The sequence below is a fragment of the Microbacterium sp. M genome, from assembly GCF_045181065.1.
Classification (GTDB): Bacteria; Actinomycetota; Actinomycetes; order Actinomycetales; family Microbacteriaceae; genus Microbacterium.
This window is the reverse complement of the sequence record NZ_CP173721.1, coordinates 3,852,938-3,867,341: the sequence shown is the minus strand read 5'-3', so window position 1 is coordinate 3,867,341 and position 14,404 is coordinate 3,852,938. Positions and strand designations below refer to the sequence as shown.

Here is a 14,404-nt window from a genome sequence, read left to right as displayed (position 1 = left end):
CCCGTTTCGAGGGGTGTCGGTGTGTGACCCCGCGCCCGACGCGACCGGGGAAGCCGCTCATAGCGTGAGCGCACACACCTCCCAGAACCAGGAGCACCCATGTCCCGCAGCATCCTCAGAATCGCCGTCGCGAGCGTCGCGGCGACGGCGCTGCTCGCGCTCACCGCGTGCACCGGCAGCACCAACCCGACCTCCTCCGACGCCTCGACCGGCGAGCCGGTCACCGGCGGGACGCTCGTGTACCTCGAGCATCAGGCGCACACGACGCTCTACCCGCCGTCCGCCGGCTTCTACCCGAACGGCGGGCTCGCGAACAATGTGTTCGACCGGCTCGTGTGGCAGGACCCGGAGACGCTGGAGCTCAAGCCGTGGATCGCCACGGACTGGGAGGTCAACGCCGACGCGACCGTGTACACGTTCAACCTGCGCGACGGCGTGACGTTCTCGGACGGCTCCCCGCTGGATGCCGAGGTCGTCGCGAAGAACTTCGACCTCTACGGTCTCGGCGACCCCGAGCGCGGGCTCACGGTCTCGGAGGCGATCAACAACTACGACCGCAGCGAGGTCGTCGACGACGACACCGTGACGTTCCACTTCTCGGCTCCGGCCCCCGGGTTCCTCCAGGCGACCTCGACGAACAACTCCGGGCTCGTGTCGGCCGACACCCTCGACTTCACCCTCGAGGAGTTCGCGCCGGGCAACTCGACGAACGTCATCGGCTCCGGCCCGTTCACGATCACGGACGAGACGATCGGCACCAGCCTCACGCTGACGGCCCGTGAGGACTACGACTGGGCGGCTCCCGATCGCGCGCATCAGGGGCGCGCCTACCTGGACGAGATCCAGATCACGGTGACCCCCGAGGACAGCGTCCGCGTCGGAGCGCTCACCTCCGGCCAGGCGGACTACATCCGATACGTCGAGGCGCAGGACGAGGAACAGGTCGAATCGGCCGGGTTCACGATCTACGCCCCGCAGACCAACGGCGTCGACAACCACCTGAGCCTGCGGTTCCGCAGCGGGATCCTCTCCGACATCCGGGTGCGCCAGGCGCTCATCGCGGGCATCGACCGCGAGGAGCTGAACGAGGTCATCTACACCGACAACTACCCGGTGGCGACGTCGATCCTCAGCCAGGGCGCGCTCGGCTACGTGAACACCGACGAGTACTACGCGTTCGATCCCGACCGCGCCGAGTCGCTGCTCGACGAGGCCGGCTGGACACTCGGTGCCGACGGCATCCGCGAGAAGGACGGCGAGCCGCTCGCCATCGTCGTGAGCGAGGCGGCCGCGCAGCCGCGGTCGTTCGAGGCCCTCACCCAGATCAGCCAGCAGCTGAAGAAGATCGGTGTCGACTTCCAGATCCTGCGAGCGGATGCCGGAACCTTCGCCGAGGCGATCAGGGATGCCGAGCAGGTGCCTGTGAGCAACTCGATGGTCGCGCGTGCCGACCTCGACGTGATCAAGAGCCAGTTCTACTCGGCCAACCGCAACTCCCTGCTGAACCTGAACTACGAGGACTCCACGATCGGCGACGACAAGCTCGAAGAGCTGCTGCGCGCCGTCGCCTCGGAGCCTGACCCGGCGAAGCGCCTGGAGAACAGCGCGGCCGTCCAGGTCTACGTCGCCGAGCAGGCCTACGTCATCCCGCTGTTCGAGGAGCCGCAGGTGTACGGCGCCGCCGACCACGTCCGCGACGTGAGCTTCGAATCGGTGGCCCGCCCCAGCTTCTACGAGGTGTGGCTGGACAAGTGATCCCGCCGGCGTCGGGCGCTCTCACGAGAGCGCCCGACGCCGGACACCCGCTCCGGACGAAAGGCCATCATGCGATACATCCTGCAGCGCATCTCGCAGGCGCTCGTCGTGCTGCTCGTCGCGTTCACCGCGGCGTTCCTGCTCCTGCAGGCGCTGCCGGGCGACGCGATCATGATCAAGTACGAGAACCCCGAGCTCGGCCTCTCGCCGGAGCAGATCGCCGAGGTGCGGGAGCGCTTCGGCATCGACAGCCCGCTCTGGCTGCAGTACATCCACACGCTCCTCGGATTCCTGGGTGGCGACTTCGGCTACTCGCTGCAGACCGGGACACCGGTCAAGCAGCTTCTCGTCGAAGCACTGCCGTACACGCTGGTGCTGGGGCTCATCGCCCTGGTACTCGCCGTCCTGCTGGCCATCGCGATCGCGTTCCTCGCCAGCATCCCGCGGCTCGCGTGGCTGCGCGAGTTCGTCCGGTCCGTGCCTGCGCTGATCGTCGCGGTGCCGACGTTCTGGTTCGGCATCATGCTCGTGCAGATCGTGAGCTTCCAGCTCGGCTGGGTGTCCGTGATCAACCCCGGACCGGTCGAGGGCCTGATCCTCCCGATCATCACCCTGGCGGTGCCGCTCTCGGCACCGCTCGCGCAGATGCTCATCCGCAGCATCGACGAGGTGTCGGCGCAGCCGTTCGTCGCCGTCGTGCGCGCCAAAGGGGCATCGCCGACGTGGATTCTCGGGCGCAACGTCGCCAAGAACGCGCTGCTGCCGTCGCTGACGATCGCCGGACTCATCCTCGGCGACCTCATCGGCGGCGCCGTCCTGACCGAGACGGTGTTCGCCCGTCCGGGCATCGGCCGGCTCACCGAGCAGTCCGTCGCAGGTCAGGACACCCCCGTGCTGCTGGCGATCGTGGTGCTGGCGACGTGCTCGTTCGTCCTGGTGAACCTCATCGTCGACCTGCTCTACCCCGTGTTCGATCCGCGGCTCGCGAGCCGCCTCAAGGCAGGAGCATCCGCATGAGCCGCGTTTCGATCGACGAGCAGCGGGAGCAGGCGGAGGAGCTGCTCGACGGACTCGAGCTCGACGACGCACTGCTGGACCCGGGCGACCCGCAGCAGCCAGCCCGCGTCTCCTGGGCGGTGCGGCTGCGCAGGGTCCGGCCGACTGTCGTGCTGAGCTGGCTCGTCGTCGCGATCGCCGTGCTGTGGGCGCTCGTCCCGAGCTGGTTCACGGCCTACGATCCGATCGCGGGCGACGCGGCGGCCGCACTCCGGGCACCGAGCCTCGAGCATCTGTTCGGCACCGACGCCACGGGGCGGGACATGCACGCCCGCGTCGTGTACGGAGCCGTGAACTCGTTGTCCGGTGCGCTCATCGCGGTCACGGTCGGGCTCGCCCTCGGCACGCTGCTCGGCGTGGTCGCCGGAACCGTCGGCGGTGTCGTCGACGACATCATCATGCGCGTGGTCGACGTGCTGCTCTCGATCCCCGGCCTGCTCCTGTCGCTGAGCATCATCATCATCCTCGGCTTCGGCACGGCGCAGATCTCGATCGCCGTCGGCGTCGGCAGCATCGCGAGCTTCGCCCGGCTGGCGCGGTCGGAGGTCCTCCGGGTGCGCGGGAGCGACTATGTCGAGGCCGCCTACGGCAGCGGCGGACGATTCTGGCCCGTGCTGTTCCGGCATGTGCTGCCGAACTCCCTCACCCCGGTGCTGGCGCTCGCTGCGCTGAACTTCGGTGGCGCGATCCTGGCGATCTCCGCGCTCGGCTTCCTCGGGTACGGCGCCCCGCCGCCCACTCCGGAATGGGGACTCATGATCGCCGAGGGGCGAAATTACATCGCGACCGCGTGGTGGCTGACGAGCCTCCCCGGCCTCGTCGTGGTCGTCGTGGTCCTCGCCGCCAACCGCCTGAGCGCGGTCGCCGCAGAGAGAGGACGCCGCGCATGAGCGACGCCATCCTGACCGTTCACGACCTCGAGGTCTCGTACGAGGTGGGCGGTGTCGCGTATCCGGCCGTCCGAGGTGTCGACCTGACGCTGCAGCCGGGGCGGGTGCTGGCCGTCGTCGGGGAGTCCGGATCGGGCAAGACCACCACGGCCCAGGCCGCCACCGGACTGCTCGCCGGCAACGGGCGCATCACGGGAGGGCGGGTGCTGCTCGGCGATCTCGACGTCACCGGCTGGACCGACAAGCGGTTCGCCGCAGTCCGGGGTACGCGGATCGGATGGATCCCGCAGGATCCGAACAACTCGCTCAACCCGGTGAAGCGGATCGGCGACAGCGTGGCGGAAGTGCTGCGGGTGCACCGCTGGAAGGACAAGACGGCCAGGCGCGAGCTGGTTCTGGACCTGCTCGACCGCGTCGGCATCCCCGAACCGGACATCCGGGCCAGGCAGTATCCCCATCAGCTGTCCGGCGGTATGAAGCAGCGCGTGCTCATCGCCAGCGCGATCGCACTCGAACCCGAGCTCCTCATCGCCGACGAGGCGACCAGCGCCCTCGATGTCACGGTGCAGAAGACGATCCTCGACCTCATCGACGATCTCCGCCGCGAGCGGGGGACCGCGGTGCTCATGGTCACGCACGACCTGGCCGTCGCCGTCGACCGATCTGACGCGGTCGCGGTGCTCAAGAACGGCCGCGTGCGCGAGGCGGGGCCGATCGCCGAGGTCCTGGGCAATCCGACACACGCATACACCCGGCAGCTGCTGCGGGACGCCCCGTCGCTGACGCTCGGCGAGCTGCCCGTCGTCCGCGAACGCCTGGAGATCCCGGATGCTGCGGGCGAGCGTCCCGCGCCCGAGATCTGCGTGACCGATCTCGTCAAGGAGTACTCGCGCGGGAGACGCCTCGACCCGCTCCGCGCGGCCGACGGCGTCTCGTTCGATGTGCCGGCGGGCACGACGCATGCGATCGTCGGCGAATCGGGATCGGGCAAGACGACCGTGGCGCGCATCGTGATGGGGTTCGTCCCGGCGACGAGCGGATCGGCGATCGTGGCCGGCCGCGAGGCGACCGCGCTCGCCCGGCCCGAGCGCCACGCTTTCCGCCGTGACGTCCAGCTGGTCTACCAGAACCCGTTCAGCTCACTCGATCCCCAGCAGTCCATCGGCGCGATCATCGCCGAGCCGCTGCGGAACTTCGAGGCCGCGTCCGCGGCCGCCTCGCGTTCGCGCGTCGAGGAGATCCTCGACCGGGTCGCGCTCGCCCGCACGGTCCTCGGGCGCAAGCCCGGCGAACTGTCGGGCGGGCAGCGCCAGCGCGTCGCGATCGCCAGGGCGCTGATCGCGAATCCGCGGGTGGTGGTGCTCGACGAAGCCGTCTCCGCCCTGGACGTCACGGTGCAGGCCCAGATCCTCGGCCTGCTGCAGCAGCTGCAGGCCGAGCTCGGCGTCACGTACCTCTTCATCTCGCACGACCTCGCGGTCGTGCGCCACATCTCCGACACCGTGTCGGTGATGCATCGTGGTCGCGTCGCGGAGGCCGGTGCCACGGCATCCGTCTTCGACGCCCCGCAGGACGAGTACACCGCGCGCCTGATCGAAGCGATCCCCGGCGCCGCATGGACAGGAGCGCACGCATGACCCTTCGGACGGCCTTCTTCACCCGGCTCCTGGACGACGCCTCCCCGACCGAGAGGTTCCGGCTCGCGCTGGAGCAGATCCAGCATTCCGAGCGCTTCGGGGTCGGGCGGGCGTGGATCGCGCAGCACCACTTCCGTGCGGCCGAGGGCGGGCTGCCGTCGCCGTTCGTCTTCATCGCGCACGCCGCGGCGCACACGAGTGAGATCCGCCTGGGAACCGGGGTGGTGACGCTCACGCTCGAGGACCCGGTGCGGGTCGCCGAGGATGCCGTTGTCGCGGATCTGCTCGCGGGAGGACGTGTGGACCTCGGGCTCGGCAGCGGAGGGACGCCCACGTCGTTCGCACCGTTCGGGCTCGCGCTGGAGAACAAGACGGCCGACTACGAGCGCAAGCTCGCCGCGCTCGTCGCCGCGCTCGCCGGAGAAGAGCTGCCCGCGGGCAACCGCCTGCATCCGCCGGCCGGATCACTCGCCGATCGGGTGTGGCAGGCGACGTTCTCGGCGGCCGGCGGAGTCAGGGCGGGCGTGCACGGACACGGTCTGCTGCTGTCGCGCACGCAGCCACGGCCGGCCGACCGGCCGGAGGCATCGCTCGCCGAGATCCAGAAGCCCATCGTCGACGCGTATCTGGCTGCTCTCCCCGCCGGGGCGGCACCGCGCATCACGGCGTCCCGCAACGTGTTCGTCTCGGAGACCCCGGTGGATGCCGCGGCATCCGCTCACCCGGAGCAGGCGGATGCGCACGTCGGCACGCCGGAGCAGGTGATCGCGTCGCTCTCCGCCGACGCGACGCTGCGGCACGCCGACGAGATCGCGTTCCAGGTGCCGGATGTGCACACGCCGCATGCGCTCATCCTGCGCTCCATCGAACTGTTCGCCACCGAGGTCGCTCCCGCACTGGGCTGGGATGCGACCGCCCCCGCCATCGAAAGGACATCATGACCGACATCGTCGACGAGCTTCTGGGGGTGCAACCCGGATCCGCGCTCGCGGTTCTGCGGGACCGCCGCCCGGAGACCAAGGATCAGATCCAGGCCAGCTACGACGCGCTGTTCTCGCCCGTCGACGACAGCGCGTTCGCGATCACCGAGCGGCTGCTCGTCGCCGCGTTCGCCGCGCGGCTGGCGGGAGATGATCTGCTCGCCGGCCACTTCGCCGACCGGGCGCTGCTGGCGGATGCCGGCCGGGCCGAGGTCGTTCTCGTCGAAGCGGTGGCCGCGGCGACATCCGGTCCGTACGGTGCGTACACCGAGGCAGGGCTGCAGGCCGAGAACACTGCGGGTCCCGTCTACCGAGCGGATGCCGCGCGTGCATCCCTCGGCGACCGCCTCGCCGCGGCGCTGGAGCACGCGCACCTGCTCGTGTTCCGTCCGCGTGAATCAGCGGCATCCGATCTGGATGCCCTCATCGAGGCGGGGTGGAGCATCGACGGCATCGTGACGCTGTCGCAGTTGGTCTCGTATCTCGCTTTCCAGCAGCGGGTGGTCGCCGGCCTCCGCGTTCTCGCCGAGGAGGCGCAGGCATGACCGACACGACCACGACGACTCTCGCGCACGACCTGCCGCACCCGGAGGGGTTCACGCAGGAGCACCTCGGGTGGGTGCCGCATCTCGCACCGTTCCCGATCGACGAACTGACCGAGCGGCACTTCTCCGGCCTCGTCGACCGGTCGCGAGCCGACAGCGAATACTTCCGCCTGCTCGTGCGCGACCCCGAGATCCTGGCGGCGCGGACCCGCACCGACAAGGACATCTTCTACAACGTCGCTGACGGATTGCCGCGCGCCGAGCGCGAGCTCGCGGCGGCCGCCGCGTCGCGCGTGAACGGCTGCGTGTTCTGCGCGTCCGTGCATTCCCGGTTCGCGTCGCACTACAGCAAACGCGAGGCCGATGTGCAGCGGCTGCTCGATGAGGGCGTCGGCGCTGACCTGGGTGAGCGGTGGAACGCGATCGTCGAGGCCGCGGCGGCTATCACGGCCACGCCGTTCGCCTTCACCGCCGCGCACGTTGCCCGGCTGCGCGCGGCGGGGCTGTCGGATGCCGAGATCTCGGACGTCATCCACGGGGCGGCGTTCTTCAACTGGGCGAATCGTCTGATGCTGTCGCTGGGGAGGGCGACCCCGCCTTCTGCCGATCATTGAGCCCCCTTCTCGTTCAACGAGCGAGGGGAGCGGGGGAGCGAACGGGGCGCGTCGCCGTCATACGCTGGGACCATGTCCCACCTCGTGAGCGTCGCCGAGCTGTCCGACCTGATCGATCGAGAACCGCGCCTGCGGATCCTCGACGTGCGGTGGCGCCTCGGCGGACCGGACGGCTACCCGGACTACCTCGAGGCCCACGTCCCCGGTGCCGTGTACGCCGACCTCGAGACCGAGCTGTCGCGCCACGGCCGCCCCGATGAGGGACGCCATCCGCTCCCCGATACCGCGACGGTCCAGGATGCCGCGCGCCGATGGGGCCTCGACGACGGCGACGCGGTGATCGTGTACGACGATCACGGCGGTCTTGCCGCCGCCCGCGCGTGGTGGCTCCTCCGACAGGGTGGTGTCGACGTGCGCGTCCTGGACGGCGGATGGCCGGCCTGGCGCGCGACCGGCCTTCCGGTCGAGTCCGGCGCGGTCACGCCCGAGCCCGGCACGGTGACGCTGACCGACATCGGCGGCGGGAGTCTCACGATCGACGAAGTCGCGGTGTTCCCGGCATCCGGAGTCCTACTCGATGTCCGCGCTCCCGAGCGCTACCGCGGCGAGACCGAGCCGTACGACCCGATCGCCGGGCACGTCCCCGGCGCGATCAACCTGCCGACCAAGGCGCATCTGACCGAGGACGGCACGGTGCGCAGCGCCGACGAGATCCGCGCGAACCTCGCCGCCATCGGCGTGACTGCCGAGACGCCTGTTGCCGCCTACTGCGGTTCCGGCATCACCGCCGCGCACACCGCGCTGATGCTCGCCGAGGCCGGCATCGACGCGAAGATCTTCCACGGATCCTGGAGCCAGTGGTCGAACACCCCCGGCCGCCCCGTCGCCACGGGCCCGCAGCCCGGTTGACCTGACTCCCTCAGCCCTTCAGCCCGGTGTTCGCCAGGCCCTGCACGAACTGTTTCTGCGCGATCAGGAACACCAGCAGCACCGGCACCACGGTGAGCGTCGTCGCGGCGAGCTGCACGTTCCACATCGGCCCGCCGTAGGCGTCCACGTACTGCGTCAGCGCCTGCGGCAGCGTGAAGTTGTCCTTGCTGGAGAGGTACACGATCGGCTCGAGGTAGAGGTTCCACGACTTCAGGAACGTGAAGATCGCCACGGCCGCGAGCGCCGACCGCGACAGCGGGAACGCGATCCGCCAGAAGATTCCCCAGCGCCCGAGGCCGTCCATGCGCCCCGCCTCCTCGAGCTCTCCGGGCAGCCCGAGGAAGAACTGGCGCATGATGAACACCGCCAGCACGGCCGGCGCCCCGAAGATGGGGATCACGATGAGCGGCCAGTGCGTGTTCATCAGGCCGAGGGCGTTCACGAAGCGGAACAGGGGCACGATCGTCACCTCGCTCGGGACGAGCAGACCGACCAGCACCACGAGGAAAAGCGCGTTCGCGCCGGGGAAGCGGATGCGGGCGAACGCGTACCCCGCCATCGCCGCGACGAGCATGGTGCCGATCGTGACGAGGGCCGCGATGTAGAGACTGTTCCAGTACTGCTGCGCGAACGGCTGCAGCCGGAACACCTCGCCGTACGCCTCGAACGTCGGATTCTGCGGCCACAGCGTCGGCACCTTCGACAGGATCTCGCTGATCGGCTTGAGGCTGGACGTCGCCATCCACCACGTCGGGAAGACGAACGGGATGCTGAGCACGGCCATGAGGGTCACGAGCCCGACCGAGGCCCAGCGCCGCTTCGTCTTCGCGGCGCTGGGTCGGGGACGCCCGCCCGAGCGGCCGCCGGTCACGACCGCGTGCGTGTCCACCGCGTCCGGTGCGGGAAGCACATCAGTTCTCATGGAACACCCACCTCTTTCGGGTCTGCCACTGGATCAGCGTCAGGATGAGGACGATCGCGAACAGCAGCACCGCGATGGCGCTGGCGTAGCCGAAGTCGTTGAAGCGGAACGCCTGCTGGTACAGGTAGTACACGAGCACGGTCGTCGAGTTGCCCGGGCCGCCGCCGGTGAGCACGTCGATCTGCGCGAACACCTCGAGGGAGCCGACGATCGTCAGGATCGACACGAGCAGCAGTGTCGGGCTGATCATCGGCAGTGTGATCGACCGGAACCGGCGCCACGCGCCTGCGCCGTCGATGCGCGCGGCTTCGTTGATGTCCTCCGGCACTCCCTGGAGAGCGGCGAGGAACAGGATCATGTTGAGCCCGACGTTCTTGAAGACCTGCACGATGATCACCGAGATCATGGCCGTCACGTCGCCGCGCAGCCAGTTCGGGCCCTGGATGCCGATGAGAGACAGGAACCCGTTGATGCCGCCGTCCGCCTGCAGGAGGAAGCTCCACACGATCGTCCACGCGACCAGCGAGACGACGACGGGGGAGAAGAAGAACGTGCGGAAGGTCGTCGTCCCCGGCAGCTTCTGGTTCAGCAGCACGGCCAGGAACAGGGCGAGCGTGATGTTGACGACGACGAGGCCGATCGAGAACCACAGGCTCGCCAGCAGCGAATCGTGCAGGCCCTCGTCGGCCAGCATCCGCTCGTAGTTGTCGGCACCGGCGAACACGAACGTGTTGGCCAGCACGTTCCAGTCGTGCAGCGAGAACCAGACGACGGCGACGAGCGGGGCGATCACGAAGGCGAGGGCGCCGAGGACGACGGGAGCGACCATCGTGTACCCGACGATCCAGTCTCCGCGCGTGGCCGCGGAACGGCGGGGACCGGGTCCCCTCCGCTCCGCGGTCTCGGCCGCCACGACGGCGGCGGTGGAAGCCATGCGGTCTCAGCCCTCCAGCAGCGGTGTGATCGCGTCGCAGGTCGCCGTCAGCACCGATTCGACATCGGCGTCGGCCGTCCACAGCGCGTCGAGCTCGGCGCGGACGGTGTCCTGCAGCTTCGCGAAGTTGACGTGCGTCGGCTTGGTCACGGCATCCTGGATTCCCTCGATCACGACCGCCTGCAGCTGCTCCTCGCTGAGCTTCGGGTTGGCGGCACCCATCGTCTCGGCGTTCAACAGCGATTCGCGCGGCGGCGGGAAGTACGCCGCGAGCTTCTCGGCGTTCTCCGGGTTCGTGAAGTACGCCAGGAAGTCGGCGGCGACCGTCGGATTCTCCGCATTGGCGAAGACCCCGATCCCGGCCTGTCCGATCACGTTCTGCTTGCCTTCTGGGCCGGCCGGCAGCGGCAGGATGTCCCAGGCGAACGAGTCGTCGATCGCCGAGGCGCGGCTGATCTGCGTGATGGTCATCGCGGCATCCCCGGCGAAGAAGTCGGCGGTGACGCCCGGCTCGGGCATCGCGGCGTCGGTGAAGACCGCGTCGTGGATCCAGGTCATCGCATCCACCATCGCCGGGTCGGCGAACGTGCACTGCGCGCCGTCCTCGCTCCACGGCGCGGCATCCCAGCCGTTCCAGATCGTGGCCAGGTTCTCCCAGGCCTTGTAGTCGAAGTCGCGGACGACGAGGCCCTCCTTGCCGGATGCCGTGGCTGCCGCCGCCGAGATCTCACGGGCCTTGTCGAACGTCCACTCGTCCGATGCCACGAGATCGGCCGGATTCGGCTGTCCTGCGGCGGCGATCTGGTCCGTGTTGACGAAGATCGCGAACGGGCTGTTGGAGAATGGGTACGCGAACAGGCCGTCGTCCTTCTGCCACAGCGCCAGCGACGACTCGAGCAGGTCGTCGTACTCGTACCCCTCGGTCTCCTCGAGAGTCGGCGCGATGTCGACGAGGGCGCCGCTTTCGACGAATTCGGGAGCGTAGCTCTCCAGGATCCAGGCGAGATCAGGGGCGTTCCCGCCCGCGAGCTGTGTGGTGAGGGTCGTCGTGTAGTCCTCGAACGGAATCGGCTCGAACGTGATCTCCGAGACGAGCTCCGGGTTCTCCTCGACGTAGGCGTCGGCGATCTCCTGGAACAGGGCCAGCTGCGTCTCGTCCGCTGTCCAGACGGTCATGCGCAGCGACACCGGCTCATCCGGGGTCTCGGGTTCGGCAGTGGGGGTTCCGCTGCAGCCGGCGAGGGTGAGAGCGACGGCGGCGATGCCGGCGCCCGTGGCCAGGAAGCCGCGACGACGCGGCGTGGGGGTGACACTCATGCTTGCTCCTAACTGTGTGTGGTGCGGTGGGTGATCAATACGCGTGGACGCGTCCTTCGGGCCAGTGCCTCTCGACGCCGGTGGCGTCGAGCTCGGCCTGGTAGGCGCCCAGGTGCGTGGCGTCGGCGTGGACCTCGTGCGGGCTCGTCCCGGAGGCGAGGCAGTAGGCGGCGAGATGGCCTGCGGCCTCCCCGATGTTCCACTCCACCGGGTGCAGCCGGTAGCAGCCGTTGGTGATGTGCGTCGTGCCGATGTTCTTGTTCGCGGCCAGCAGGTTCGTCATCCGCTGCGGGATCAGCGCTCCGAGCGGGATCTCGAAGGGCGTCGAGGCCACGTCGATGTAGGTGTCGCCACCCGTGGACGGGTGCAGGTCGATCCGGTACATCCCGACCCCGATCGACTCCTCGTAGCGGGTGGCCCCAGCGTCCCCGCGGAGGGCGTAGGAGACGTCGTGCTCGGTGACGGTCGTGAGGGCGCGGATGCGCCGCGACTCCCGGTGGTACGGCGCTTGGGCGAGGCCGTCGTCCGAGCCCATGACGTCCGGGCGGAGGCGCAGGCCGGGGAACCCGAAGCCGCCGTCGGGCCGCGGCGCTTCGGTCTGCATCCAGTACAGCATCGACAGGCTCAGCTGCCGCGCTGCCTGGTAGCGCTCGAGTTCGACATCGCGCGGGACGTCGAGCACCGGATGCTCGAAGTAGTCGATGCTCGGCCAGTTCACCAGGCACAGGTCGCTCTCGTAGAAGCCGTCGGCGAACATCTTCCGTGCGGCGATGCGGCGGAACTTCCACAGGTCGTGATCGCCCGCGGCCCGGGACTGATCGGCGTTCACCGCCAGCACGTCGTCACCGGAGTTCGGGTCGAAGATGCGCGTGCTCAGCTCGAGCGTGCGCGGGTTCGGTGCCGTCCACGACAGCATCCGCTCACCCTGCCAGGCCGACGGGGTGTAGTCGCGCCAGAAGTCGTAGTCGGCGGGGCGTTCGATCGTGTGGTCGCCGTCGATGTGCTCGACGACGAAGCACACGCTGATGGCCTGGATGTTGTCCGGCTGGGTGGACTCGGGAGCGCTGGGCTCGCCCGTCTCGGCCCGCGACTCGAAGCCCGTCACGTACTCGGTCCCGGTGAGGGGGAGCAGTTCTCCGGTCTCGGTCGCGTCGAGCACGTAGTCGGCGCGCACGGTCACGACGTCGCCGCCGGTCAGCGACTCCAGGGTCACGCTCGTCACGCGGTCGCCGTCGACGGTCGCCGCGATCGGCCGGGTGCGCTCCAGCAGGCGGATGCGTCCGGTCGACCGGTGCGGGGCGAGCATCTCCTCCAGCACGCCGAGCGCGATGCGCGGCTCGTGGCAGAGCTTCGACACCCACCCGGCGCCGGGGTTGAGAGCAGGGCGCTCGCGCGCGGCATCCACCAGCGGATACCGCCGACGGTAGACATCCCGGATGCCGTCGCGCAGGGCGCGGTACCGGGCCGTGACGCCGAACTCCTCGACCCAGGCGTGCTCGTCGGGCGGCACCGCCTGGGACGTCAGCTGGCCGCCGATCCACGGATACTCCTCGGTGAGGATGACGCGGGCTCCTCGGTCGGCGGCGGCCAGCGCGGCGGCGACGCCGCCGAGACCGGCTCCGACGATGAGGATGTCGGTGGTGAATTCACGCGTGGTCACGGATGGATCCTTCGGTTTCGTTCGTGGTTCCGGATGCCGCGGCGAGCGTGTCGCCGTCGACGTCGGGGCAGTGCAGGAGCTGGTGGTAGTCGTCATCGTCGAGGGCGGGTGCCTTCGGCATCCGGCCGATGGGAGCACGCGTGCCCGGCGCCTCCTGGTCGATGATCCGCGACAGCAGGACGACGGCGCGGGCACCCATCTCCTCGCGCGGAACCGCGAAGCCGGACCAGCGACGGCCACGATGGCGCGGGTGGTGGGGCTGGCCGAGAACCAGCATCGAGACGTCGCGCGGCACGGCGAGTCCTCGCGCCTCGAGCTCATCGGCGAGCTCTTCGGGGTCGTTCTCGGGTGCGACGAGGATGGCGGTGAGCCGCTGATCGACGATCTCGGTGGCACCTTCGGCGATGTCGTGCACGTCGACGAAGCGCAGTGCGAGTCCGTTCGACCGCATCGCCCTGCGGTAGCCCTCGACGCGGTCGAGCGTCGGCTGATCGGTGGACTGGGGACCTGCGTAGCCGATGCGCTGATGGCCGGCCTCGACGAGTCGTTCGACCTGGCGGGCGGTGGCCGTGATGTAGTCGGCGCCGATGTAGGGCAGGGTGTGCCCCTCGCTCTCGCGCTTGCCGATGAACACGAACGGGTAGTTGGTGTCGAGCAGGTGCTGCAGTTCGCCGCGGTCCTCCTGCTGACCCAGCAGCAGGCAGCCGTCGGCGATGCCGAGGCGCTGCCAGCCGTCGCGGGCGAGCCGGCGCTGACCGTCGACGACCCTGGCGGAGGTGAACAGCAGCATGTCGACGCCGAGCTTCTCGGCGGCGTGCTCGATGCCGTTGAGGAACGCTCCGTAGAAGTCGTGTCCGCCCCGGGGAAACGTCTTCTCGTAGGTGAACACGCCGAGGATCTGATTGCGGCCGCCGGCCAGGCGCTGCGCAACCGGATTCGCGGAGTAGCCGGTGATGCGGATCGCGTCGAGGACGCGCGCCCTGGTCTCCTCCGAGATGCGGACGCCGGCCGGTGCGCTGCCGTTGAGCACGAAGCTCACGGTCGACTGGCTCACGCCTGCCATCGCGGCGACGTCGGCCTGCGTGAAGCGGTGGCGCGGCATCGATCCTCCTTGATCGGGGTGTCGGGTGACGTGTTGAAGTCTGCGGCGGACCACGGGAGCCG

Annotated in this window: 13 protein-coding genes; 8 read left to right on the top strand and 5 right to left on the bottom strand. The window is 69.4% G+C overall.

Annotated elements, in window-relative coordinates; translation table 11 throughout:
- The first annotated feature begins 99 nt into the window (after positions 1-99).
- The 8 genes from ACI7YT_RS18805 (at position 100) to ACI7YT_RS18770 (ending at position 8,386) form a co-directional block, all read left to right on the top strand.
- Positions 100-1,755, top strand: a complete 1,656-nt coding sequence (locus tag ACI7YT_RS18805) for a TIGR04028 family ABC transporter substrate-binding protein (RefSeq protein ID WP_406247786.1) — start codon at positions 100-102, stop codon at positions 1,753-1,755.
- A 69-nt stretch (positions 1,756-1,824) separates the two neighbouring features.
- Positions 1,825-2,772: an ABC transporter permease gene (locus ACI7YT_RS18800; RefSeq protein ID WP_406247785.1), complete on the top strand. Its 948-nt coding sequence runs from the start codon at positions 1,825-1,827 to the stop codon at positions 2,770-2,772.
- Complete coding sequence (locus ACI7YT_RS18795; RefSeq protein ID WP_406247783.1) at positions 2,769-3,701, top strand: ABC transporter permease; 933 nt, start codon at positions 2,769-2,771, stop codon at positions 3,699-3,701. Before ACI7YT_RS18800 ends, ACI7YT_RS18795 begins: the two co-directional genes overlap by 4 nt.
- On the top strand, positions 3,698-5,338 hold the full coding sequence (locus ACI7YT_RS18790) for a dipeptide ABC transporter ATP-binding protein (RefSeq protein WP_406247781.1): 1,641 nt from the start codon (positions 3,698-3,700) through the stop codon (positions 5,336-5,338). Before ACI7YT_RS18795 ends, ACI7YT_RS18790 begins: the two co-directional genes overlap by 4 nt.
- On the top strand, positions 5,335-6,279 hold the full coding sequence (locus tag ACI7YT_RS18785) for an LLM class flavin-dependent oxidoreductase (RefSeq protein ID WP_406247779.1): 945 nt from the start codon (positions 5,335-5,337) through the stop codon (positions 6,277-6,279). Before ACI7YT_RS18790 ends, ACI7YT_RS18785 begins: the two co-directional genes overlap by 4 nt.
- Positions 6,276-6,863, top strand: coding sequence for a CMD domain protein (locus tag ACI7YT_RS18780; protein WP_406247777.1), 588 nt, complete (start codon positions 6,276-6,278; stop codon positions 6,861-6,863). Before ACI7YT_RS18785 ends, ACI7YT_RS18780 begins: the two co-directional genes overlap by 4 nt.
- Positions 6,860-7,477: an alkylhydroperoxidase domain protein gene (locus ACI7YT_RS18775; RefSeq protein WP_406247775.1), complete on the top strand. Its 618-nt coding sequence runs from the start codon at positions 6,860-6,862 to the stop codon at positions 7,475-7,477. The genes ACI7YT_RS18780 and ACI7YT_RS18775 overlap by 4 nt, the downstream gene beginning before the upstream one ends.
- A gap of 72 nt (positions 7,478-7,549) precedes the next feature.
- Complete coding sequence (locus ACI7YT_RS18770; RefSeq protein WP_406247773.1) at positions 7,550-8,386, top strand: sulfurtransferase; 837 nt, start codon at positions 7,550-7,552, stop codon at positions 8,384-8,386.
- A gap of 10 nt (positions 8,387-8,396) precedes the next feature.
- On the opposite strand, the gene ACI7YT_RS18765 is transcribed toward ACI7YT_RS18770, so the two are convergent.
- Genes ACI7YT_RS18765 through ACI7YT_RS18745 form a run of 5 tightly spaced genes read right to left on the bottom strand, consistent with a single transcriptional unit; the run spans position 8,397 to position 14,342 of the window.
- A complete protein-coding gene (locus tag ACI7YT_RS18765; RefSeq protein WP_406247771.1) occupies positions 8,397-9,329 on the bottom strand; it encodes a carbohydrate ABC transporter permease in 933 nt (310 codons plus the stop codon).
- Positions 9,319-10,263 carry a carbohydrate ABC transporter permease gene (locus tag ACI7YT_RS18760; RefSeq protein WP_406247769.1) on the bottom strand — a complete coding sequence of 315 codons (945 nt, stop codon included), beginning with the start codon at positions 10,261-10,263 and terminating at the stop codon, positions 9,319-9,321. Before ACI7YT_RS18760 ends, ACI7YT_RS18765 begins: the two co-directional genes overlap by 11 nt.
- 6 nt (positions 10,264-10,269) lie before the next feature.
- Positions 10,270-11,580: an ABC transporter substrate-binding protein gene (locus ACI7YT_RS18755; protein WP_406247767.1), complete on the bottom strand. Its 1,311-nt coding sequence runs from the start codon at positions 11,578-11,580 to the stop codon at positions 10,270-10,272.
- A gap of 34 nt (positions 11,581-11,614) precedes the next feature.
- The gene (locus ACI7YT_RS18750) at positions 11,615-13,240 is read right to left on the bottom strand and encodes an FAD-dependent oxidoreductase (protein WP_406247766.1); all 1,626 of its coding nucleotides are present in this window, start codon (positions 13,238-13,240) and stop codon (positions 11,615-11,617) included.
- A complete protein-coding gene (locus ACI7YT_RS18745) occupies positions 13,227-14,342 on the bottom strand; it encodes a LacI family DNA-binding transcriptional regulator (RefSeq protein ID WP_406247764.1) in 1,116 nt (371 codons plus the stop codon). Before ACI7YT_RS18745 ends, ACI7YT_RS18750 begins: the two co-directional genes overlap by 14 nt.
- Positions 14,343-14,404 lie beyond the last annotated feature (62 nt).

Excerpts from the sequence above, each read along its gene's own strand:
- ACI7YT_RS18805 (WP_406247786.1), top strand. The coding sequence starts at position 100 with ATGTCCCGCAGCATCCTCAGAATCGCCGTCGCGAGCGTCGCGGCGACG.
- ACI7YT_RS18800 (WP_406247785.1), top strand. The coding sequence starts at position 1,825 with ATGCGATACATCCTGCAGCGCATCTCGCAGGCGCTCGTCGTGCTGCTC.
- ACI7YT_RS18795 (WP_406247783.1), top strand. The coding sequence starts at position 2,769 with ATGAGCCGCGTTTCGATCGACGAGCAGCGGGAGCAGGCGGAGGAGCTG.
- ACI7YT_RS18790 (WP_406247781.1), top strand. The coding sequence starts at position 3,698 with ATGAGCGACGCCATCCTGACCGTTCACGACCTCGAGGTCTCGTACGAG.
- ACI7YT_RS18785 (WP_406247779.1), top strand. The coding sequence starts at position 5,335 with ATGACCCTTCGGACGGCCTTCTTCACCCGGCTCCTGGACGACGCCTCC.
- ACI7YT_RS18780 (WP_406247777.1), top strand. The coding sequence starts at position 6,276 with ATGACCGACATCGTCGACGAGCTTCTGGGGGTGCAACCCGGATCCGCG.
- ACI7YT_RS18775 (WP_406247775.1), top strand. The coding sequence starts at position 6,860 with ATGACCGACACGACCACGACGACTCTCGCGCACGACCTGCCGCACCCG.
- ACI7YT_RS18770 (WP_406247773.1), top strand. The coding sequence starts at position 7,550 with ATGTCCCACCTCGTGAGCGTCGCCGAGCTGTCCGACCTGATCGATCGA.
- ACI7YT_RS18765 (WP_406247771.1), bottom strand. The coding sequence starts at position 9,329 with ATGAGAACTGATGTGCTTCCCGCACCGGACGCGGTGGACACGCACGCG.
- ACI7YT_RS18760 (WP_406247769.1), bottom strand. The coding sequence starts at position 10,263 with ATGGCTTCCACCGCCGCCGTCGTGGCGGCCGAGACCGCGGAGCGGAGG.
- ACI7YT_RS18755 (WP_406247767.1), bottom strand. The coding sequence starts at position 11,580 with ATGAGTGTCACCCCCACGCCGCGTCGTCGCGGCTTCCTGGCCACGGGC.
- ACI7YT_RS18745 (WP_406247764.1), bottom strand. The coding sequence starts at position 14,342 with ATGCCGCGCCACCGCTTCACGCAGGCCGACGTCGCCGCGATGGCAGGC.